This is a genomic window from Kribbella sp. VKM Ac-2568 (assembly GCF_004345365.1).
GTDB lineage: Bacteria > Actinomycetota > Actinomycetes > Propionibacteriales > Kribbellaceae > Kribbella > Kribbella orskensis.
In genome coordinates, this window is sequence record NZ_SLVF01000005.1 from 525,826 (window position 1) to 543,998 (window position 18,173).

The 18,173-nt window shown below is 69.8% G+C and carries 15 protein-coding genes; 7 read left to right on the forward strand and 8 right to left on the reverse strand.

Features of this window, described 5'->3' with window-relative positions:
* Window positions 1–70: 70 nt before the first annotated feature.
* Both EV648_RS17015 and EV648_RS42615 read left to right on the forward strand, forming a co-directional pair.
* Window positions 71–1,192 (forward strand): neutral zinc metallopeptidase, encoded by a 1,122-nt coding sequence (locus EV648_RS17015; protein WP_132291831.1) that lies wholly within the window; start codon window positions 71–73, stop codon window positions 1,190–1,192.
* A gap of 612 nt (window positions 1,193–1,804) precedes the next feature.
* The gene (locus EV648_RS42615; RefSeq protein ID WP_158294005.1) at window positions 1,805–2,815 is read left to right on the forward strand and encodes a neutral zinc metallopeptidase; all 1,011 of its coding nucleotides are present in this window, start codon (window positions 1,805–1,807) and stop codon (window positions 2,813–2,815) included.
* A gap of 100 nt (window positions 2,816–2,915) precedes the next feature.
* Here EV648_RS42615 and EV648_RS17025 read toward each other — a convergent pair whose 3' ends face one another.
* The gene (locus tag EV648_RS17025) at window positions 2,916–4,601 is read right to left on the reverse strand and encodes a DUF2207 domain-containing protein (RefSeq protein ID WP_132291837.1); all 1,686 of its coding nucleotides are present in this window, start codon (window positions 4,599–4,601) and stop codon (window positions 2,916–2,918) included.
* 75 nt (window positions 4,602–4,676) lie between these two features.
* Between EV648_RS17025 and EV648_RS17030 the strand changes: the two genes are divergently transcribed.
* The 4 genes from EV648_RS17030 to EV648_RS17045 all read left to right on the forward strand — a co-directional run bounded on the left by EV648_RS17030 (window position 4,677) and on the right by EV648_RS17045 (window position 11,675).
* Window positions 4,677–5,834 carry a neutral zinc metallopeptidase gene (locus tag EV648_RS17030; RefSeq protein ID WP_132291840.1) on the forward strand — a complete coding sequence of 386 codons (1,158 nt, stop codon included), beginning with the start codon at window positions 4,677–4,679 and terminating at the stop codon, window positions 5,832–5,834.
* Window positions 5,835–5,945: 111 nt separating this feature from the next.
* The gene (locus EV648_RS17035) at window positions 5,946–9,902 is read left to right on the forward strand and encodes a Pls/PosA family non-ribosomal peptide synthetase (RefSeq protein WP_132291843.1); all 3,957 of its coding nucleotides are present in this window, start codon (window positions 5,946–5,948) and stop codon (window positions 9,900–9,902) included.
* Window positions 9,902–11,254, forward strand: a complete 1,353-nt coding sequence (locus tag EV648_RS17040) for a M1 family metallopeptidase (protein WP_132291846.1) — start codon at window positions 9,902–9,904, stop codon at window positions 11,252–11,254. Before EV648_RS17035 ends, EV648_RS17040 begins: the two co-directional genes overlap by 1 nt.
* A 28-nt stretch (window positions 11,255–11,282) precedes the next feature.
* The gene (locus tag EV648_RS17045; protein ID WP_132291849.1) at window positions 11,283–11,675 is read left to right on the forward strand and encodes a Rid family detoxifying hydrolase; all 393 of its coding nucleotides are present in this window, start codon (window positions 11,283–11,285) and stop codon (window positions 11,673–11,675) included.
* Between the two features lie 15 nt (window positions 11,676–11,690).
* On the opposite strand, the gene ispF is transcribed toward EV648_RS17045, so the two are convergent.
* From ispF to EV648_RS17060, 3 genes are all read right to left on the reverse strand, one after another.
* The gene (gene ispF / locus EV648_RS17050; RefSeq protein WP_132291852.1) at window positions 11,691–12,161 is read right to left on the reverse strand and encodes a 2-C-methyl-D-erythritol 2,4-cyclodiphosphate synthase; all 471 of its coding nucleotides are present in this window, start codon (window positions 12,159–12,161) and stop codon (window positions 11,691–11,693) included.
* A complete protein-coding gene (gene ispD, locus EV648_RS17055; RefSeq protein ID WP_132291855.1) occupies window positions 12,158–12,853 on the reverse strand; it encodes a 2-C-methyl-D-erythritol 4-phosphate cytidylyltransferase in 696 nt (231 codons plus the stop codon). The genes ispF and ispD overlap by 4 nt, the downstream gene beginning before the upstream one ends.
* 70 nt (window positions 12,854–12,923) lie before the next feature.
* A complete protein-coding gene (locus EV648_RS17060) occupies window positions 12,924–13,409 on the reverse strand; it encodes a CarD family transcriptional regulator (protein WP_012918679.1) in 486 nt (161 codons plus the stop codon).
* Window positions 13,410–13,663: 254 nt separating this feature from the next.
* On the opposite strand from EV648_RS17060, the gene EV648_RS17065 reads away from it, so the two are divergent.
* Window positions 13,664–14,206, forward strand: coding sequence for a hypothetical protein (locus tag EV648_RS17065; protein ID WP_132291858.1), 543 nt, complete (start codon window positions 13,664–13,666; stop codon window positions 14,204–14,206).
* A gap of 132 nt (window positions 14,207–14,338) precedes the next feature.
* Here EV648_RS17065 and EV648_RS17070 read toward each other — a convergent pair whose 3' ends face one another.
* The 4 genes from EV648_RS17070 to EV648_RS17080 all read right to left on the reverse strand — a co-directional run bounded on the left by EV648_RS17070 (window position 14,339) and on the right by EV648_RS17080 (window position 18,139).
* Window positions 14,339–15,373 (reverse strand): iron-siderophore ABC transporter substrate-binding protein, encoded by a 1,035-nt coding sequence (locus tag EV648_RS17070; protein ID WP_132291861.1) that lies wholly within the window; start codon window positions 15,371–15,373, stop codon window positions 14,339–14,341.
* A gap of 223 nt (window positions 15,374–15,596) precedes the next feature.
* Window positions 15,597–15,722 (reverse strand): hypothetical protein, encoded by a 126-nt coding sequence (locus EV648_RS44750; RefSeq protein ID WP_255512846.1) that lies wholly within the window; start codon window positions 15,720–15,722, stop codon window positions 15,597–15,599.
* Between the two features lie 359 nt (window positions 15,723–16,081).
* Window positions 16,082–16,759, reverse strand: coding sequence for a response regulator transcription factor (locus EV648_RS17075; RefSeq protein ID WP_132189066.1), 678 nt, complete (start codon window positions 16,757–16,759; stop codon window positions 16,082–16,084).
* 102 nt (window positions 16,760–16,861) lie between these two features.
* Window positions 16,862–18,139: a cell wall metabolism sensor histidine kinase WalK gene (locus EV648_RS17080; RefSeq protein WP_132291864.1), complete on the reverse strand. Its 1,278-nt coding sequence runs from the start codon at window positions 18,137–18,139 to the stop codon at window positions 16,862–16,864.
* Window positions 18,140–18,173: the final 34 nt, after the last annotated feature.

An 18,173-nucleotide genomic window follows, 5' to 3' on the forward strand; every position in this document is an offset into this window, starting at 1 on the left:
GAGCGGTCCCGGTGGTTAGCCTGGTCCCCCGGATCACGCCTTGTGTGTCCCGGGGGGATGAGGAACGACCGTGTCGAACGAGGAATGGAGCGAGCCACCAGGGCCGCATCAGCCGCCGGGGCCACTGCCCGACGGCTCGATACCGCTTTACGGTCACCGCCCCCCGCCCGGCGCGCCAGGCGGCGGTCCCGCGCAGCCCCGCGTCGGCTGGGGCCCGGGCTTCGGCGGCGAGCACCACTTCCAGCACGGCGGCCCGTCACCGCGCGAACATTTCAGCGGGCTGCTGGTCGGCCTCCTGGTGCTCGGCGGCGTGGCGGTGGTGGTCGTGATCGCCGCCTTGGCCCTCCGTGGCGGCGACTCGCCGACAGTGGCACCTCAGCCGGGCGCCGGCCAGACCACCTCGACCGGGGCCCCGGACGACCGTCCCGGAACCCCGCCGGCGACCCCCTCCTCGCAGGACAGCGCGAAATCCGTCACGACCAACGCCTTCTACAGCACCGGCGTCCAGCGCTCGGTCGGCTGCAGCGAGCGGCAGGTCGCGTTGAACACCCGCGCCAAGGTCGAGGCGTACTACGCGAACCTGGTCGGCTGCCTCGACAAGGCCTGGACCCCGCAGATCCAAGCGGCCAACGACACCTTCGTGGCGCCGCGGGTGGTCTTCTGGGCGGGCTCGGTCCAGTCGCCCTGCGCGGGCGGCTCCTCGGTCTCCTTCTACTGCGGCGCGACCCAGACGCTCTATCTGAAGTACCAGGACGACATCAAGCTGTGGAACCGCTCGATCGACGGCGCGAACCGGTCCTTCTCCCGGATGTGGGCCACCTACACGGCCGGCCATGAGTTCGGCCACCACCTGCAGCAGCTCACCGGCATCCTCCCAGCCGCCCGGCAGCTCGAGTACGACGCGCCGGACCGCGAGGCGCGACTCGAGGTGAGCCGCCGGCTCGAGCTGCAGGCGTCCTGCCTGGGCGCCACCTTCATGGGCGCCAACAAGACCTCGTACGGCATCACCGGTCTCGACCTGACGATCTATCGCCGGTTCGTCGAGGCGCAGACCGGCGACGAGAACAACCGCGGCGGACCGCGGGACCACGGCGCGAGGACCAGTCACCAGTACTGGGCCGCGCGCGGCTTCAACACGCTCGACAGCACCAGCTGCAACACGTTCACGGCTTCGGCCAGCAAGGTCTCGTGAGGAGTATCGATGTCGGACAACTGGACTCCACCCCCTGGGCGGAACCCGCACGAGCCGGAGCCGGAGGGCGAACAGCCCACCGACCGGCCCGCGCCGGAGACCCCGCCGGGGGATGGCCAGTCGCCCCTCTGGTGGACCGAGTCCACCGAGAAGCCGCAGGAGTTCCTGCAACCCGGCCCACCCGGCGACCCCACCCAGGTCCCGCCGCAGCAGGTCCCGCCGCGCCAAGTCCCGCCGCACCAGGCGCCACCGCCGTCCGGGCGACCCCCGGCTCCCAGGCGTCCCGGCAGCCTCTCGTGGAACCTGCCGCCCTACGGTCAGCCAGACGCCTCTGACTCCGCCGGTCAGGGCCGCCAGGGACCCCGGCATTCCGGCCCGGCCTCAGGGCGCGGATGGCCGACAGGGCCCGCCGGAAGCGGACCAGCAGCGGGCGGGCCGACAGCAGGCGGCCCGGGCGCGACTGGACCGGCTTCGACTACGGGCGGCCACCGCCCGAATGCCGGTGGACCGGGTGCTGGTGGACCGGTCGCTAGTGGCTGGGGGCAGGGCGGTCCGGCCGCCGGTGGTCAGGGACCGGCTGCCGGCGGGCCGGCGAGTGGTGGCTTCCATGTGATGGAGCAACAGCCGGCGCAGCCGCAGACGTGGCAGTACCCGCCGATCCCGATCCCGCAACCGCCGGGACCCGGGCGCCGCCGGAAGCCGCGTCAGACGCAGAAGGGCCTGCTGATCGGCCTTGTCGTACTGGCGGTCCTGGTCGTCGGCTCCGGTGTCACGTTCGCCCTCCGCGACAGTGGAGACGACGGCAAGGTCCCCGTCTCGGCCGACCCGCCGTCGGCGTCCGCGTCCCCGTCGGAGACACCTTCGGACAGCCCGAGCGCCTCGCCGACCGAGCGCCAGCCGCCGACGACCGACGAGATCGTCACCGCCAGCAAGCTCTACACCGTCGGCGCGCTCAGCCCGACGCGGTGCGTCGAGCCGAAGGCCGTCCCTTCGACCTACGCCGGAGCGAAGGCCTACTACTCGCTTCTGCTGCCCTGCATGAACCGCACCTGGTGGCTGGCCATGAAGAAGGCCGGCCTTCCGTACCGCGCACCGAAGCTCGTCGTGTACGCCGGGACAGTCGCCACCCCGTGCGCCACGGAGCGCGGCACCCGTGGCGCGTACTGCGACAGGAACGAGACGATCTACATGCCGTTCACGCTCGGTGCGAACTACTACGCGCGCAACCCGGTCTCGGGTCGCGCCTGGATGCTCGACACGTTCGCCCACCAGTACGGGCACCACGTGCAGCGTCTGAGCGGTATCTACGCGGCTTCCCTCTCCCGGCAGCTGAACGCGCCGACCGCGGAGGAGAGGCTGGCCGAGAGCCGCAAGCGTGAACTGCAGGCGTCCTGCCTGGGCTCGGCCTACCTCGGGATCGCCGGTCCGTACCTCCCGCTCCGTGGCCCGCTGCTGACCACCTGGAAGGCCCTGATCGCCAACACCGGCGACGAGTTCTCCCGCCCGATGATCCGGTCGCAGGGCAGCAAGGCGAACCACAACTACTGGTCGGTGCGCGGCGTCAACTCCAAGAGCCCGAACTACTGCAACACCTTCGGGTCCGCACCGGAGCGCTCCAACTGACCGGCACCACCACCACGAACACGACGAAGCCCGGGCCCCACCACGAGGGGACCCGGGCTTCGTCGCTGCCCGGCACTTCGCCGTAGCTCAGAGCAGTAGTTCAGAACAGCCGGCGGGCCGACGACAGCGTGCCACCGAACGCGGCGACGAAGTTCGACAGCGACTCCCCGATGTTCGACAGGTGCCAGTTCTCCGGACCGGAGTACCAGCCGATCCCGGCGTCCGGGTCGTCGTCGTCATCCGTCGCGGCGATCTCGAGCGCCCACTTCTCCGTCAACCCGAGCACAGCCGCGTACGGCAGGCAGCGCGACGCGAACTCCAACCGGTGGCTCTGCGGCAGATCCGCCGACGTCTCGTCAGCCAGGTACCGCTGGAGCCCGGCCACGCGCCCCAGTACTGCGGCCCCGCGGGCCGTGCGCGCGGGAGCAACCTGCCCGGCCAGCGTCAACGCCACGCCCGCGAGCATCACCGCGAAGCCGACCAGGCCGAACTTCGTGACGATGGCGAGCACGATCGTCAGCAGCGCACCGGCACCGAGCAGCACCAGGCCTGCGGTGGTCCAGCGGTTCCGCACCGCGTCCGGACGGCTCGCGAACCACCCCTGCGTGACGACATCGGCGTACAACTGCTCGCGGACCAGGCCGAGGCGCGGGCGCAGCGCGTGGCCGAGGGTGGACACGGTGACGGTGTCGGCCTCGGCGAACACCGCGTCCAGCAGAGCCTTCTCGTACGGCAACAGCTCGGGACCGCCGGCGTTCAGCCGCCGCAGCTCCCAGTCCAGCTTGCCGAAGTGGCTCTCCCGGTGCAGCTCCACGATGGTGAGGTAGTTGCGCACGGCAAGGTCCAGCAGCGTTGCGGTGATGTCCACCACGTCGGCGGTCTCGTCCACCACGGTGCCGACCTGACCCGGCCGGATGCCGTCGGGTGCGGCGAACTGCGGCCCGTCGGCGCCGTCCAGCACCGGGCGCTCAGGCGCGCCCTCCCCGGTCTTGCCCGCATCACGGCCGCGGAAGTACCAGAGCGCGGCCGCGGCCAGGATGCCGATGCCGAGAAGTAGCACGCTCAGCCCGAGGGTGGTCGAGTCGACGGTGAACGCGCGGCCCAGCGACCAGCGGGTCTTGAACTCGGCGTTCGGCTGGACCGTGGCCTGGTCGCTCAGCCCGGTCAGGAAGGTCAGCCGGCCACCGGCGGGGATGCCGTTCTGCTCGATCTCCAGCGCGGCGGACTCGGCCAGCTGCGACGTCGTACACGGCATGCTCGAGCCGACGCGGCCGGCGAAGCAGGTCACCCAGGTCGCGAACGGGACGTTCACCGTCACGGCCGCCTTCGGGATCGAGGCGCTGTAACCCTGCACGATCGGCCAGCTCACCTCGCGACCCTCGGTCGAGTCGGCGACCACGTTGTCCACGTCGTAGCTGTAGACGATCTTGGCCTGGCCGGACGCCTTCAGGCTGAGCTCGCGGCCGTTGTCGATCGCCTTGTTCTCGAAGTTCTCGGCCGGCTGACCGTTCACCGTGGCCGAGACGTTGGAGATCGCGTAGGTGCGGTCCTCCTCCGCGTCCGAGCGGACCCGGGTCGCCAGGGTCCGGCGGAAGGTGTCACCGCCGGCGGTCAGATCCACCGTCTCCTTGACCTTGAGGATCCCGTCCCCCGTCAGGGTCGCCTCGGCGGCGTACGACGTGATCTGGTCGTCCGCGGCCTGCGCCGGCAACGTGCCGAAGGCAACAAAAGGGACTGTCAGAGACGCGAGCAGGGCGGCCGGCAAGAGGCGGCGCTTCAGTGACATGGGTCGAGAGTAGTCTCGTGCCGGTTCGTCCAGCGAACCCAGACGACCGACGAGTAGCGGAAGGGGGAACGACACGTGAGCGACCCGTACGGGTACGACGGACGTCCCCAGGATCGGCCGGCGCCACCGCCCGGCGTACTGCCTCCGCCGCAGGCGACGCAGTGGCAGCAGGGCACCTACGCACCCCCTCGCCAGCAGTACCCGCCGCAGCAGCAGTACCCCGGCCAGCAGGGTCAGTACCCCGGGCAACAAGGCCAGTACCAAGGGCAGGGGCAATGGGCCCAGCCGTACTACGGCGGCGGCCCCAACCACTTCAACGGGTTCCAGCCGCCGCGGCGCAAGTCCAGCGCGATCCGCCTGGTGCTGATGGGGTTCTTCGTCGTCGCGTTCGTCGGGATCGCGCTGTCCGTGGTCGGCGTGATGCTGGCCGGCGGCGGGACCGGCACCGCCAGCCGGCCCAGTACGAACGGCCCGTCCGTCGTGCCGACCGCGACCACGAACCCGGAGAAGGGCACCGCCGAGGACTTCCTCCTGAACGCTCCGGTGTACCAGGTCGGCGGCCTCGGCGAGCTGAACTGCCCGGCCGAGAAGCTCGGCGACGGCAGCCTGGCCGCGCAGAAGGTGTACTACCAGAAGCTCTTCAAGTGTTTGAACGACGCCTGGCGGCCGGCCTTCGCCAAGCTCGGCTCGGACAAGCCGGACCCGGGTCTGGTCGTCTTCGACCAGCCGGTGGTCACTCCCTGTGGCAGGTTCGCTCCGCTGTCCGGCCGGGTGCTCGCCTTCTACTGCTACGGCAACTCGGTGATGTACACCGACGTGAAGCAGATGAACAAGGCCTTCGGTTCGAAGCAGGACCTGGCCTTCCTGATGACGATCGCGCACGAGTACGGCCATCACGTGCAGGGCGTCAGCGACCTCTTCTACGCCCGGGCCGTCTATCTGCAGGACCACCCGGAGGAGAAGCTCGAGAGCTCCCGGCGCAACGAGTTGCAGGCGTCCTGCTTCGCCGGCGTCTTCAGCCGGGCGGTGGAGAAGTCCTACCCGTTCACCAACCGGATGGCCGAGTTCGAACGCCAGGCCAGCAACAGCTTCGGCGAGAGCCCGGACACGCCCGAGGACGAGCGGACCCACGGCCTCGCCACGAGTCAGGGCTTCTGGATCCTGAACGGCCTGAACGTCGGCGAGACCAAGGCCTGCAACACCTTCGCCGCCCCGACCAACCTGGTGAAGTAGGCCGCTGGTCCAGACCTCAATTCAGGCACCCGTCACCCGGACATCCGCAGTTGGTGTCCGGGTGACGTCGTATTCGGGAGCAGGACGGCCAAGCGGCGTATCATCCGCCCCGTGACACTGCGACGGGGGGACAGCGCTCCACCCGAGCGCACGCTGGTCGAAATCCTGCAGGCGACGGCAGCGACGTATCCCGACGAGCCTGCGCTCGACGACTCGCACGTCAGCCTCAGCTACCGCGAACTGCTCCACCAGGTGACGAGGTTCGCGGGCCGCCTGACCGCGCTGGGGATCGGCCCGGGCGATCGCGTCGGAGTACGGGTCTCCTCCGGTCACAACGATCTGTACGTCGCGATCCTGGGCAGCCTGCAGGCGGGCGCCGCCTACGTCCCGGTCGACGCGGACGACCCCGAGGAGCGCGCCGAACTCGTCTTCGGCGAGGCCGCCGTCGCGGCGATCGTCACCGACGACCTGGAGATCACCTCCACCCGGGTCCAGCCGGAGGAAGCCTCCGACGGCTACTACGACTACCCCTACTCCGCCCGGATGGACGCCGAACCACCCGCCGGTACTGCGGTCGCCGGTACTGCGGTCGCTGGTCCGTCGCGCACAGGTCATCGGGGTGACGACGGTCCGGGTCCCGACGACGACGCCTGGATCATCTTCACCTCGGGATCGACCGGCGTACCGAAGGGAGTCGCGGTCACGCACCGGTCGGCGGCGGCCTTCGTCGACGCCGAGGCGCGGATGTTCCTGCAGGCCGAACCGATCGGCGCGGAGGACCGGGTGCTCGCCGGGTTGTCCGTGGCCTTCGACGCGTCCTGCGAGGAGATGTGGCTCGCCTGGCGGCACGGCGCCTGTCTGGTGCCCGCGCCGCGGTCGCTGGTGCGCAGCGGAATGGACCTCGGCCCCTGGCTGGTGGCGCAGGGAATCACCATCGTGTCGACCGTCCCGACCCTCGCGGCGCTCTGGCCTGCGGACGCGCTGGACAACGTGCGGCTGCTGATCTTCGGCGGCGAGGCCTGCCCGCCCGAGCTCGCCGAGCGACTGGCGGTCGACGGCCGCGAGGTCTGGAACACCTACGGCCCGACCGAGGCGACCGTCGTCGCCTGCGGCGCCCGGCTGACCGGAGTGGGCCCGGTCCGGATCGGTTTGCCCTTGGACGGCTGGGACCTGGCCGTCGTCGATGCCGCAGGCAACGAAGTGCCCGAGGGCGGCACCGGTGAGCTGATCATCGGCGGTATCGGTCTGGCCCGGTATCTCGACCCCGCCAAGGACGCGGAGAAGTTCGCCCCGATGCCGTCGCTCGGCTGGGACCGCGCCTACCGAAGCGGCGACCTGGTCCGGAACGAGGCGGAGGGCCTGGTGTTCATGGGCCGGGCCGACGAGCAGATCAAGCTCGGCGGCCGCCGGATCGAGCTCGGCGAGGTGGACGCCGCCCTGCAAGCCCTCCCCGGCATCTCCGGCGCGGCCGCCGCCGTCCGGACCAGCGGGGCCGGGAATCAGCTTCTCGTCGGGTACGTCGTACCGGACGAGCCCGAGTCGTTCGATCAGCAAGCGGCAACCGAGCGGTTGCGCGAGGCGCTCCCGGCCGCGCTGGTCCCGTTGCTCGCCGTCACCGACACCCTGCCGACCAGGACGAGCGGCAAGGTGGATCGTGCGGCTCTGCCCTGGCCGCTGCCGGGAATGGAGACCGACGGCCCGGCAGCGGAACTCGACGGAACGGCGGGCTGGCTCGCGACGCGGTGGACGAAGGTCCTCGGCGCGCAGGTCACCGGGCCCGACAACGACTTCTTCCTGCACGGCGGCGGCAGTCTCGCCGCGGCCCAACTGGTCTCCGCCCTGCGCGAGCGGTACCCGGAAGCCACGGTCGGCGACATCTACGACTACCCGCGGCTCGGAGCGCTGGCCGATCGCCTGGACTCCTTCAGCTCCACTGTCGAGCCGGTCGAGATCCGCGAGATCAAGCCGACTCCTCCTGGAACACAGGTCCTGCAGACGGCACTCACCCTGGTGCTGCAGACCGTGGTCGGCGTGCGGTGGCTGGTCTGGCTCTTCACCCTGAACAACCTGCTGGCGCTCACGGACGGCCCGCACCCGTGGATGCGCACAGTGTCGTGGTGGTGGATCCTCGCCGGCTGGCTGATCCTCATCACGCCCGCAGGCCGGATGGGTATCGCCGTCGTCGGTGCCCGACTACTGTTGCGCGGGCTGAGACCAGGCATCTACCCGCGCGGCGGCAGCGTCCACGTCCGCCTGTGGGCGGCGGAGAACCTCGCCGACGCGGCCGGCGCCGCGAACCTCGCGGGGGCCCCCTGGATCACCTACTACGCAAGGGCACTCGGCGCGAAGATCGGCCGCGGCGTCGACCTGCACACGCTCCCGCCCGTCACCGGCCTGTTCACGATGGGCCGCGGCGCCTCGATCGAGCCAGAGGTCGACCTCTCCGGCTACTGGATCGACGGGGACCGCCTGCACGTCGGTACGGTCACCGTCGGCGCCGAGGCCGTCGTCGGGTCGCGTAGCACCCTGCTGCCCGGCGCGGAGATCGGCCGCAACGCCGAGATCGCCGCCGGCTCGGCCGTGTCCGGCAAGGTACCCGCCAGCGAACGCTGGTCGGGATCACCCGCCTCCCGCGTCGGTCGCGCGCGCCACCCGTGGCCCGAGGAACGCCCCGCCCGGGCCCCTTTGTGGGTCCTCGCGTACGGCGCGGCCTCCGCGCTGATGTCACTCCTTCCGCTGGGAGCCGCCGCGGCCGCCATCGTCGTACTGTGGCAGGCCGTGCGGGGGACTTCGTCGCTCGGGGACGCTGCTCTGCAGGCGTTGTGGGCGGTTCCGCTGATGACGCTGGTCGGGTTCGTGACGTTGGCGCTGCTGACCTTGATCGGGGTCAGGCTCCTGGGCATCGGGATCAAACCCGGGCACTACCCGGTGCGGAGCCGGATCGGCTGGCAGGTCTGGGCCACGGAGAGGTTGCTCGACTCCGCCCGCACGTTGCTCTTCCCGCTCTACGCGAGCCTGCTGACGCCGTTCTGGCTGCGGGCGCTCGGGGCGAAGGTCGGTCGCGATGTCGAGGCCTCCACCGTCCTGCTGCTGCCCAAGATGACCACCGTCGGCGAAGGGGCGTTCCTGGCCGACGACACGATGATCGCGTCGTACGAACTGGGTGGCGGCTGGTTGCACGTGGCCGGCGCGAAGGTCGGCAAACGGGCCTTCCTCGGCAACTCGGGGATGACCGCGCCCGGTCGCTCGGTGCCGAAGAACGGCCTGGTCGCGGTGCTCTCGGCGGCACCGAAGAAGTCGAAGGCGGGCACCTCGTGGCTCGGCAGCCCACCGGTGAAGCTGCGGCGCCAGGCGATCGAGGGCGACCAGAGCAGGACGTTCAACCCACCCCTGCGGTTGAAGTTCGCCCGGGCCGCGGTCGAGCTGTGCCGGTTCTTCCCGATGATGTGCACCGTCCTGATCGCGCTGGGCGTGCTCTTCACCCTGCAGGCGCTCGATCTCTGGCTCGGCCCGTGGTGGACCTTCCTGCTGTCCGGCGCGGTGATCCTGGCCGCCGGGGCCGTTGCGGGCGCTATGGCCACGGTCGCCAAGTGGGTCATCGTCGGCCGCACCAAGGCTGTCGACTACCCGCTGTGGAGCAGCTTCATCTGGCGCAACGAGGTCGTCGACACATTCGTCGAGATGGTCGCCGCACCCTGGTTCGCGAACGCCGCCGCCGGTACGCCGGTGCTGGCGCTGTGGCTGCGCACGCTCGGCGCGAAGATCGGCAAGGGCGTCTGGTGCGAGACGTACTGGCTGCCCGAGGCGGACCTGATCACCCTCGGCGACGGTGCTTCGGTGAATCGCGGATGCGTGCTCCAGACGCACCTGTTTCATGACAGGGTTTGTTCCATGAGCACCGTCACCTTCGGGCCAGGATCAACCCTCGGGCCGCACGGCATCATCCTGCCGGCGGCCTCGATCGGAGCGGGCGCCACCATCGGCCCGGTCTCCCTGGTGATGCGCGGCGAGAGCGTTCCGGCCGGATCGCGCTGGGCCGGGAACCCGATCGCCCCCTGGCGCGGTTGATGGTTGCCGAGGTCAGGGGGAGCCCCGGTGACGACACGGCCGGGGATTCTTATGTTCTGGCGCGAGGCAACGGCGGGTACCACGTCGAGTCGTACGAGCTCGACCTCGACTACCGGGTCAACAGCAACCGGCTGACCGGCAAGGCCACCATCACCGCCGTCGCGACCCAGGCGCTGTCCCGGCTGAGCTTCGACCTGGCCGGACTCCGCGTGACGAAGGTCTACGTCAACGGGCGTCGCGCCGCGCGGTACACGCATCGCAGCGGCAAGCTGCACGTCTGGCCCACCAGTACGATCGTCGACGGCGGCGAGTTCGTCGTGGACGTGCAGTACTCCGGCAACCCGGCACCGATCGACAGCCCGTGGGGCGAGCTCGGCTGGGAGGAACTGACCGAAGGCGTGATCGTGGCGAGCCAGCCGAGCGGCGCGGCCACCTGGTTCCCCTGCAACGACCACCCCGGCGACAAGGCGCACTACCGGATCACCATCACCACCGACTCGCCGTACCACGTGGTCGCGAACGGGCGACTCGTATCCCGGCGGACGAAGGCGAGCCGCACCAGCTGGGTGTACGACCAGGCGGCCCCGATGGCGACGTACCTGGCAACCGTCCAGATCGGCCGGTACGACGTACTGGAGCTGGCGTCGTCGCCGGTGACCATGCGGGCGGTGCTGCCGGCGGCACTGGTGCGGGAGTTCCGCTCGGACTTCGGGCGGCAGCAGGCCATGATGCACCTGTTCACCAGGTTGTTCGGGCCGTACCCGTTCGGTAGTTACACCGTGGTGGTGACGGACGACCCGCTGGAGATTCCGCTGGAGGCGCAGGGCATCTCGGTGTTCGGCAGCAACCATGTGGACGGGCGGCGCGGCGCGGAGCGGCTGGTCGCGCACGAGCTCGCCCACCAGTGGTTCGGCAACAGCCTGACCCCGGCGAGCTGGCGGCACATCTGGCTGAACGAGGGATTCGCCTGCTACGCCGAGTGGTTGTGGTCGGAGGAGTCGGGCGGCCTGAGTGCGTCGCAGCAGGTGACGAGGGCCTACAACCGGCTGAAGGGGCTCGACCAGGACCTGGTGTTGTCGGATCCCGGGCCGGACCTGATGTTCGACGACCGGCTCTACAAGCGCGGCGCGATCACCCTGCACGTCCTGCGGCAACTGCTGGGCGACGACACGTTCTTCGGGCTGCTGCGAACCTGGACCCGGCGGTACCGGCACGGCTCGGTGACCACGGACGCCTTCATCTCGTTGGCCGCCGAGGCCTGCGGGGACGGGAACGCCGTACGGGGGCTGTTCTCCGTCTGGCTGGATTCACCGGTGCTACCGGCTCTCCCCCGGGCCAACCGGCGCCGCTGACTGTGCAGCTGTCCTTAGGATCGCTGGTATGACTTCTTCTCGGATTGCTGTCACCACGGACGCGGCCCCGGCTCCGCGCGGGCACTACTCGCAGGCACGGATCGTCGGCGACCTGATCTTCACCGCGGGAGTGCTGGCCTACGACCCGAAGACCAACGACCTGGTCGGCGAAGGAGACGCGGCCGAGCAGACCCGCCAGATCTTCCGCAACCTGTCCGCCATCCTCGCCGAGGCCGGCGCCTCCCTGGACGACATCGTCAAGGTGACCGCCTTCCTCCAAGACCTGGACCGCGACCGCCAGTCCTACGACGCAGTCTTCCCCGAATTCCTAACCACCCCCTACCCCGCCCGCCTAACCGCCGGCGCCCGCCTAGGCGGCCAAGCCCTCGTAGAAATCGAGGTCATCGCCACCCGCCTGTGAGCCCGGAGCGCAGTACTAGTAGATGAGGGCGGTGGCGATGGCGGCGATGCCCTCGCCGCGGCCGGTCAACCCCAGCCCGTCCGTCGTCGTCGCCGACACCGACACCTCGGCGTCGCAGGCGGTGCTGAGGGCCTTCTCGGCTTCGAGGCGGCGGGTGCCGACGCGGGGGCGGTTGCAGATGAGCTGGATCGAGATGTTGCCGATCTGGAAGCCGGCGGCGCGGACTCGGCGGGCTGCCTCGGCCAGGAGGGCCGCGCCAGAGGCTCCGGCCCACTCGGGTTCGGAGGTGCCGAAGTTGGATCCCAGGTCGCCGAGCCGTGCGGCCGAGAGCAGCGCGTCGCAGGCCGCGTGAGCCGCCACATCGCCGTCCGAATGCCCGGAAGGGCCGGCGGTCTCCTCGGGCCACAGGAGCCCCGCGAGCCACATCTGCCGGCCTTCCTCGACCGGATGGACGTCGACGCCCGTCCCCACCCGTGGCACCTTCATGAGGATCGCCTTTCCGCGAGGATCGACTCGGCCAGGATCAGGTCTCGCGGCCGCGTCACCTTGAACGCGTCCTCGGACCCCTCGACGGTCTGCACGGTCACTCCGAGTCGCTCGCACAACATCGCGTCATCGGTCGCCCCGAGGCCCTCGGCGGCATGCGCCCGCCGCAGCAACGTCGGCTCGAACCCCTGCGGAGTCTGTACCGCGACCAACGCCGACCGATCGGGCGTGTCGACCACCTTGCCGACCGGATCGACCCGCTTGATCGTGTCCGTGACGGGAATCACCGGCACTACCGCCGGAGCCCCGGAACGCACGGCGGCAACCACGCGCTCAATCACGGCAACCGGTACGAAGGACCGGGCCGCGTCGTGCACGAGGATGCAGTCGATCCCCTCGGTGGGGACCAGGTCCAGGGCAGCCCGGACGGAATCCGTCCGCTCGGTGCCACCGGCAACCACCTGGAGCGTCGCGGTCCCGACGTACGGCTCGAGCAGTTTGAGGACGACGTCCTCGCTGCCCGGCGGAACCGCGATCACAAAGCAGGTGAGGTCGGCGGCGGTCGCTGCCCGCAGTCCACGTACGGCGTGGACCAGCAGCGATTCGCCACCGACCTCTCGAAATGCTTTTGGTGCCTCACCACCCAGCCGTACCCCGAGACCGGCCGCCGGGATGATCGCCGCAGTACTCACGACGCCATCATGCCGGACGGGTTCGAGGGCGCGGTCGGGTGTGCTCCCCAGTAGCAGGAAGCTCCTGAACTCAGGAAGCGAGGACCTCGTCGAGGATGGCTTCCGCCTTGTCCTCGTTCGTGTGCTCGGCCAGGGCCAGTTCGGAGACGAGGATCTGACGAGCCTTCGCCAGCATCCGCTTCTCACCGGCGGAGAGACCACGGTCACGCTCACGGCGCCACAGGTCGCGGACGACCTCTGCCACCTTCATCACGTCACCGGAGTGCAGCTTCTCCAGGTTCGCCTTGTAACGACGCGACCAGTTGGTCGGCTCCTCCGTGTGCGGCGCCCGCAGCACGTCGAAGACGCGCTCCAAGCCAGCCTGATCCACGACGTCACGCACGCCGACAAGATCGAGGTTGCACGCGGGGACCCGGACGACCAGGTCGTTCTGAGCGACGATCCTCAAGACCAGATAGGTCTTGTCCTCACCTTTGATCTGACGGGTCTCGATGTCCTCGATGACGGCCGCACCATGGTTGGGGTAAACAACCGTCTCGCCGACTGTGAAAGTCATATGTCACGTGCCCCTTTCCGAGTCCTATCCTACCACGCGGTCGGTGGTCCGGTCGGGGCGTTTGCGCTGGTCAGAGGCCACTTCCCGCCTTGACAAACGCTGTCCGCCGTGCCTCGCACGCGCGAAGACGGTTGCCCGGGACACCCGCCACAGGGGTGGCCGCCGTCGGACCGGCGGCCCGATGTCGCTACGCTGTGCTCCGCCGGGGGCCAACGCCTGACGGCATCCACCGGGTTGTAGGAGAGGGAACTCAAGTGCCCATCACGTTGTCCTCAAAGGCCTTTCGGCGCACCGGCCTGGCCGGTGCCACCCTCGCACTGAGCATCGTGCTGGCGGCATGCGGGGCGAACTTCGGCGCCCAGACCACGAAGCCCTACCAGCCCGCCGAGGGCACCAACGCGGACTCGGGCCCAATCGCGGTCCGCAACATGCTGGTGCTGGCCGACGAGGACGGCAAGGGTGAGCTGCACGCCGGGATCGTGAACAAGGGCGACGAGGACGACACGCTCGTCGGCATCGCCTCGGCGCCGTCCACCGAGCCGGACGGCCAGGACCCCGCTTCGACGGCCACGGTGACGTTCGGCAACGTCAAGCCGGTCGAGCTGAAGTCCAACCAACTGGTCACCCTGCCGCCGGCCGAGGGCCAGCCGATCACGGTGACAGGAGGTAAGCCGGGCGACGTCATCAACGTGGTCATCACCTTCGGCAAGGCCGGCCCGATCACCACGGCGATCCCGGTCCTCACCATCGACCACTACTCCCCGTCGCCGCGCGCCGACGCCGAGTCCGAAGGCTGACCTTCGCCCCCCACACGCCATGGGCGGTGCCACCCCACGCCGGGGAGGCACCGCCCGTAGTACGTCCAGAGCCGGGTACTGCGCTGCCGCCTGCGCCGCAGGACGTGCAGTGCCCGGGAGGCGGCGTACGGGTCAGGAAGCGGCTTCGGCGGCCTTGGAGAGGCCGGGGAGGATCTTGTCCAGGACCCACGGGACGCTGAGTACGCTGACGGCGCTCATCCCGGAGATGAGTTGCTGGTCGGTCATCAGGTAGGTGCTGCCCTTCTTGAACGCGGGCAGCGACGCGTAGACCGGGTCGGCGGCGAACTTCTCCGGCGTCATCCCGTCGATGTAGCCGACCACGACGTCGGCGTCCAGGTCGTTCAGCCGCTCCTTGCTGACAGTGAGCGCGAACTCCTTCTTCGAGTTCGTCTGCTCCAGCGACTCGATCCCGGGCGCGTTCACGAAGCCCATCTCGTTGAGGATCTGCACCCGCGGGTCACCGGGCATGTACGCGTAGTTCTCCGCGCCGTACGACAGGATCGACAGCGTCTTGCCCTTGAACTCCGGGTGATCCGCGGCGGCCTTCGTGGTCAGCTCCTTGATCCCGGCGACCAGTTTGTCCGCCTCGGCCGACTTGCCCAGCGCCTTGCCGATGATCGTGGTCTGGTCCTGCCAGGTGGTCTGCCACGGGGCGCCCGGGTACGCGACCGTCGGCGCGATCTCCGACAGCTTGGTGTAGGTCGCCTTGTCGAACCCCTCGTACGGCGCCAGGATCACGTCGGGCCGCAGCGCCGCCACCTTCTCGAACGGAATGCTGTCGGTGGTGTCCAGCAGCGTGGTCTTGGCTGCGTCGAAGTGCTCGGTGTCCCAGGCGGTGACCCCGGCCGGCGTCGGGCCGTAGGTGATCTTCGGCATCCCGACCGGCGTCTCATCCAGGGCGTACACGACATCCTGAGCGTTCCACCCCAGCGTGACGATCCGCTCCGGCTTCTTCTCGATCGTGGTCTCACCGAACGTGTTCTTCAGCGTGACCGGAAACCCGGCGGACGCATCCCCCGCTGGCGCCGCCTGCTCGTCGGCGTCACTGCCACAAGCAGCCAGCGTCGTCGCCACCAGAACAGCGGCAACCGCCACAGCGGCAGTACGAGCGGGCCGCAGCGCCGCCCGAGTACGGGACCAGGACATGGTGATTCTCCTTAGCAACAGGTGCCTCAACTAAGGGAAGCCTAAGCTAACCGCCCACCAGTCTCATAGGCGGCCGCGTGTGAGCCTTGCCTCGTACGGCGAGACCTCACGCAGCTAGCTCCCACCCACCCGTCATCCCGCGGCTCCTCCGTCGCCCCTCGGCGAAACGGCTGGTCGCCACAGCGGGCGGGTGATCCCACGTGGCCGCGGCGGAGGTGCATGGTCACCGGGCGTGATCGGGGTGGCAAGACTGCCGCGAGGTGGTCAGGCGGCCCGGCTCGCCCCACAAGACCATCACGAGCAGGTCCCTCGGCCAGGGCGCACCGACCGACAGGAAGAGGTCGCTCACGAGGTCAACCTCCACACTTACCGAGGCGGTCGAGGCGCCGGCAGAACGCAGTACTTCCTGTTGTTGCGTACGCCGCCCGGCTGGCCCCCGCGATTGCCGGGCACGCGCCATTCCGCCAGGGCTCAGCGCCACCAACTCTCCACCGAAGGCCGACGCCCCCCTCGTCGCCGAGGTGCGACGGAGGCGCACCGGGCTCCTGGTCCGGCGGGCGACAAGGGAGCTGTCGGCAGCTCCGGACCACCCGACCCCGGCTCCACCCCGAACTCCGCGACCGCCCGGGCGGTTATTCAGGCGCGACGTAGGAGCGCCGTTCCCGGGTGGGTGGGAGCGGCGACGGAGGAGCTGCGTTGGCGTAGTACTCAGGCTTCGAACTTGTAGCCCAAGCCTCGGACGGTTACCAGGTGGGAGGGGTTCGAGGGGTCCTTCTCCAGTTTGGAGCGGAGGCGTTTTACGTGGACGTCGAGGGTCTTGGTGTCGCCTACGTAGTCGGCTCCCCAGATGCGGTCGATCAGCTGGCCGCGGGTGAGGACGCGGCCGGTGTTGCGGAGCAGCATCTCGAGGAGTTCGAACTCCTTCAGCGGGAGCCGGATCTCGGTGCCGGAGACGGTCACCACGTGGCGCTCGACGTCCATCCGGACCGGGCCGGCCTCCAGAGTGTCGGGCAGTAGCTCGACGTCCTGGCCGCGGCGCAGGACCGCGCGGATGCGGGCCAGCAGCTCGCGGGGGCTGTAGGGCTTGGTGACGTAGTCGTCGGCGCCGAGTTCGAGGCCGACGACCTTGTCGACCTCGGTGTCCTTGGCGCTGACGATGATCACCGGGACGTTGCCGCGACTGCGCAGCGCCCGGCAGACCTCGGTCCCGGACAGGCCGGGCAGCATCAGGTCCAGCAGGACGATGTCGGCGCCGGCCCGGTCGTATTCGTCCAGCGCGTCCGGGCCGGTCTCCGCGACGGCGACCTCGAACCCTTCCTTGCGCAGGACGTACGACAACGCGTCGCTGTAGCTCTCTTCGTCTTCGACGACCAGCACACGGGTCACGAAGCTGCCTCCTTGGTTGAAACGGTCTGGATCGCAGGATGCTTCAGCACCTACGTCCAGGTGGGTGCATCGCAAGGCGGAGGAGGAGCCTCGATGCGGGTATCATCGTGGCTCCTCCTCCAACGCCGCGAGGTGCCCGCCTGGACGTCGGCGATGCGAAGCATCCTGCGATCCAGACCGTTGGTCCACTGACGGGGTCGGCGTCAGGGGTTGCTCGGATTCCTCCTGGATGGAGGAGTCCGTCGGTTGCCCGGTCGCGGGATCGAGCCGCAGCGGGAGTCGGACGGTGAAGGTGGAGCCCTGGCCCTCGACGCTCCAGACTCGCACGTCGCCGCCGTGGATCGAGGCGATGTGCTTGACGATGGACAGGCCGAGTCCGGTACCACCGGTCTCGCGGCTCCGGGCCCGGTCGACCCGGTAGAACCGCTCGAAGATGCGTTCCAGGTCACTGCTCGGGATCCCGACACCCTGGTCGCTGACGGTGATCTCGACCAGGTCCCCGATCGGGTGCGCGGCGACCGCCACCCGGGTCCCGTCGGGGCTGTAGTTGACGGCGTTCTCGACCAGGTTGCCGATCGCGATGGCGAGCTGGTCCTCGCTGCCCATCACCTCCAGCGACGGGTCGGTCTTGACCACCAGGTTGATGTCGCGGTCCTCCGCATCCACCCGGCAGCGGTCGACCGCGGCTTCGATCACACCGTTGATGTCGACGGGGCCGGGGTTCTCCAGCGGGTCGTCGCCCTGCAGCCGGGACAGCTCGATGATCTCCTTGACCAGCCGGCTCAGCCGGGCCGCCTCGACCCGCATCCGGCCCGAGAACCGCTGTACGGCGTCAGGGTCGTCCGAGGCCTCGGAGACGGCGTCGGCGAGCAGGATCAGCGCGCCGATCGGGGTCTTCAGCTCGTGGCTGACGTTCACGGTGAAGTCGCGGCGGATCGCGTCCAGCCGGCGCTCCCGGGTCCGGTCCTCGACCAGCACGAGCACGAACTGGCTGCCGAGCGGTGCCACCCGGGCACTCACGTACTGCGTGGCGCCGAGCCGGCCGCGGACGATCTCCAGGTCCTGCTGGCGGATCTCCCCGTCCCGGCGGACCGCCCGGACCATGGTGAGCAGGTCGTCCACCACCAGCCGCTCGCCGCGGACGATGCCGAGCACGTGGGCGGGGGCGCTGGCCTGGAGCACCTGGTCCTCCGGGCCCATCACCACGGCCGAGGACCGCAGTACCGACAGCACGGTGGCTACGCCGGTGGGGACGACGGGGTCGGGGGTGACCGGAACCTTCTGCTGGGAACGCTCACTGAGCACCATCGCGCCTAGTGAAAGCAGGGCCAGGGCCGCGCCGATGACGCCGCCCAGCACCGCAGCCAGCGTGGGGTCCACGGCACCGATGCTACGCGGGCAACCAGGAGGGAAA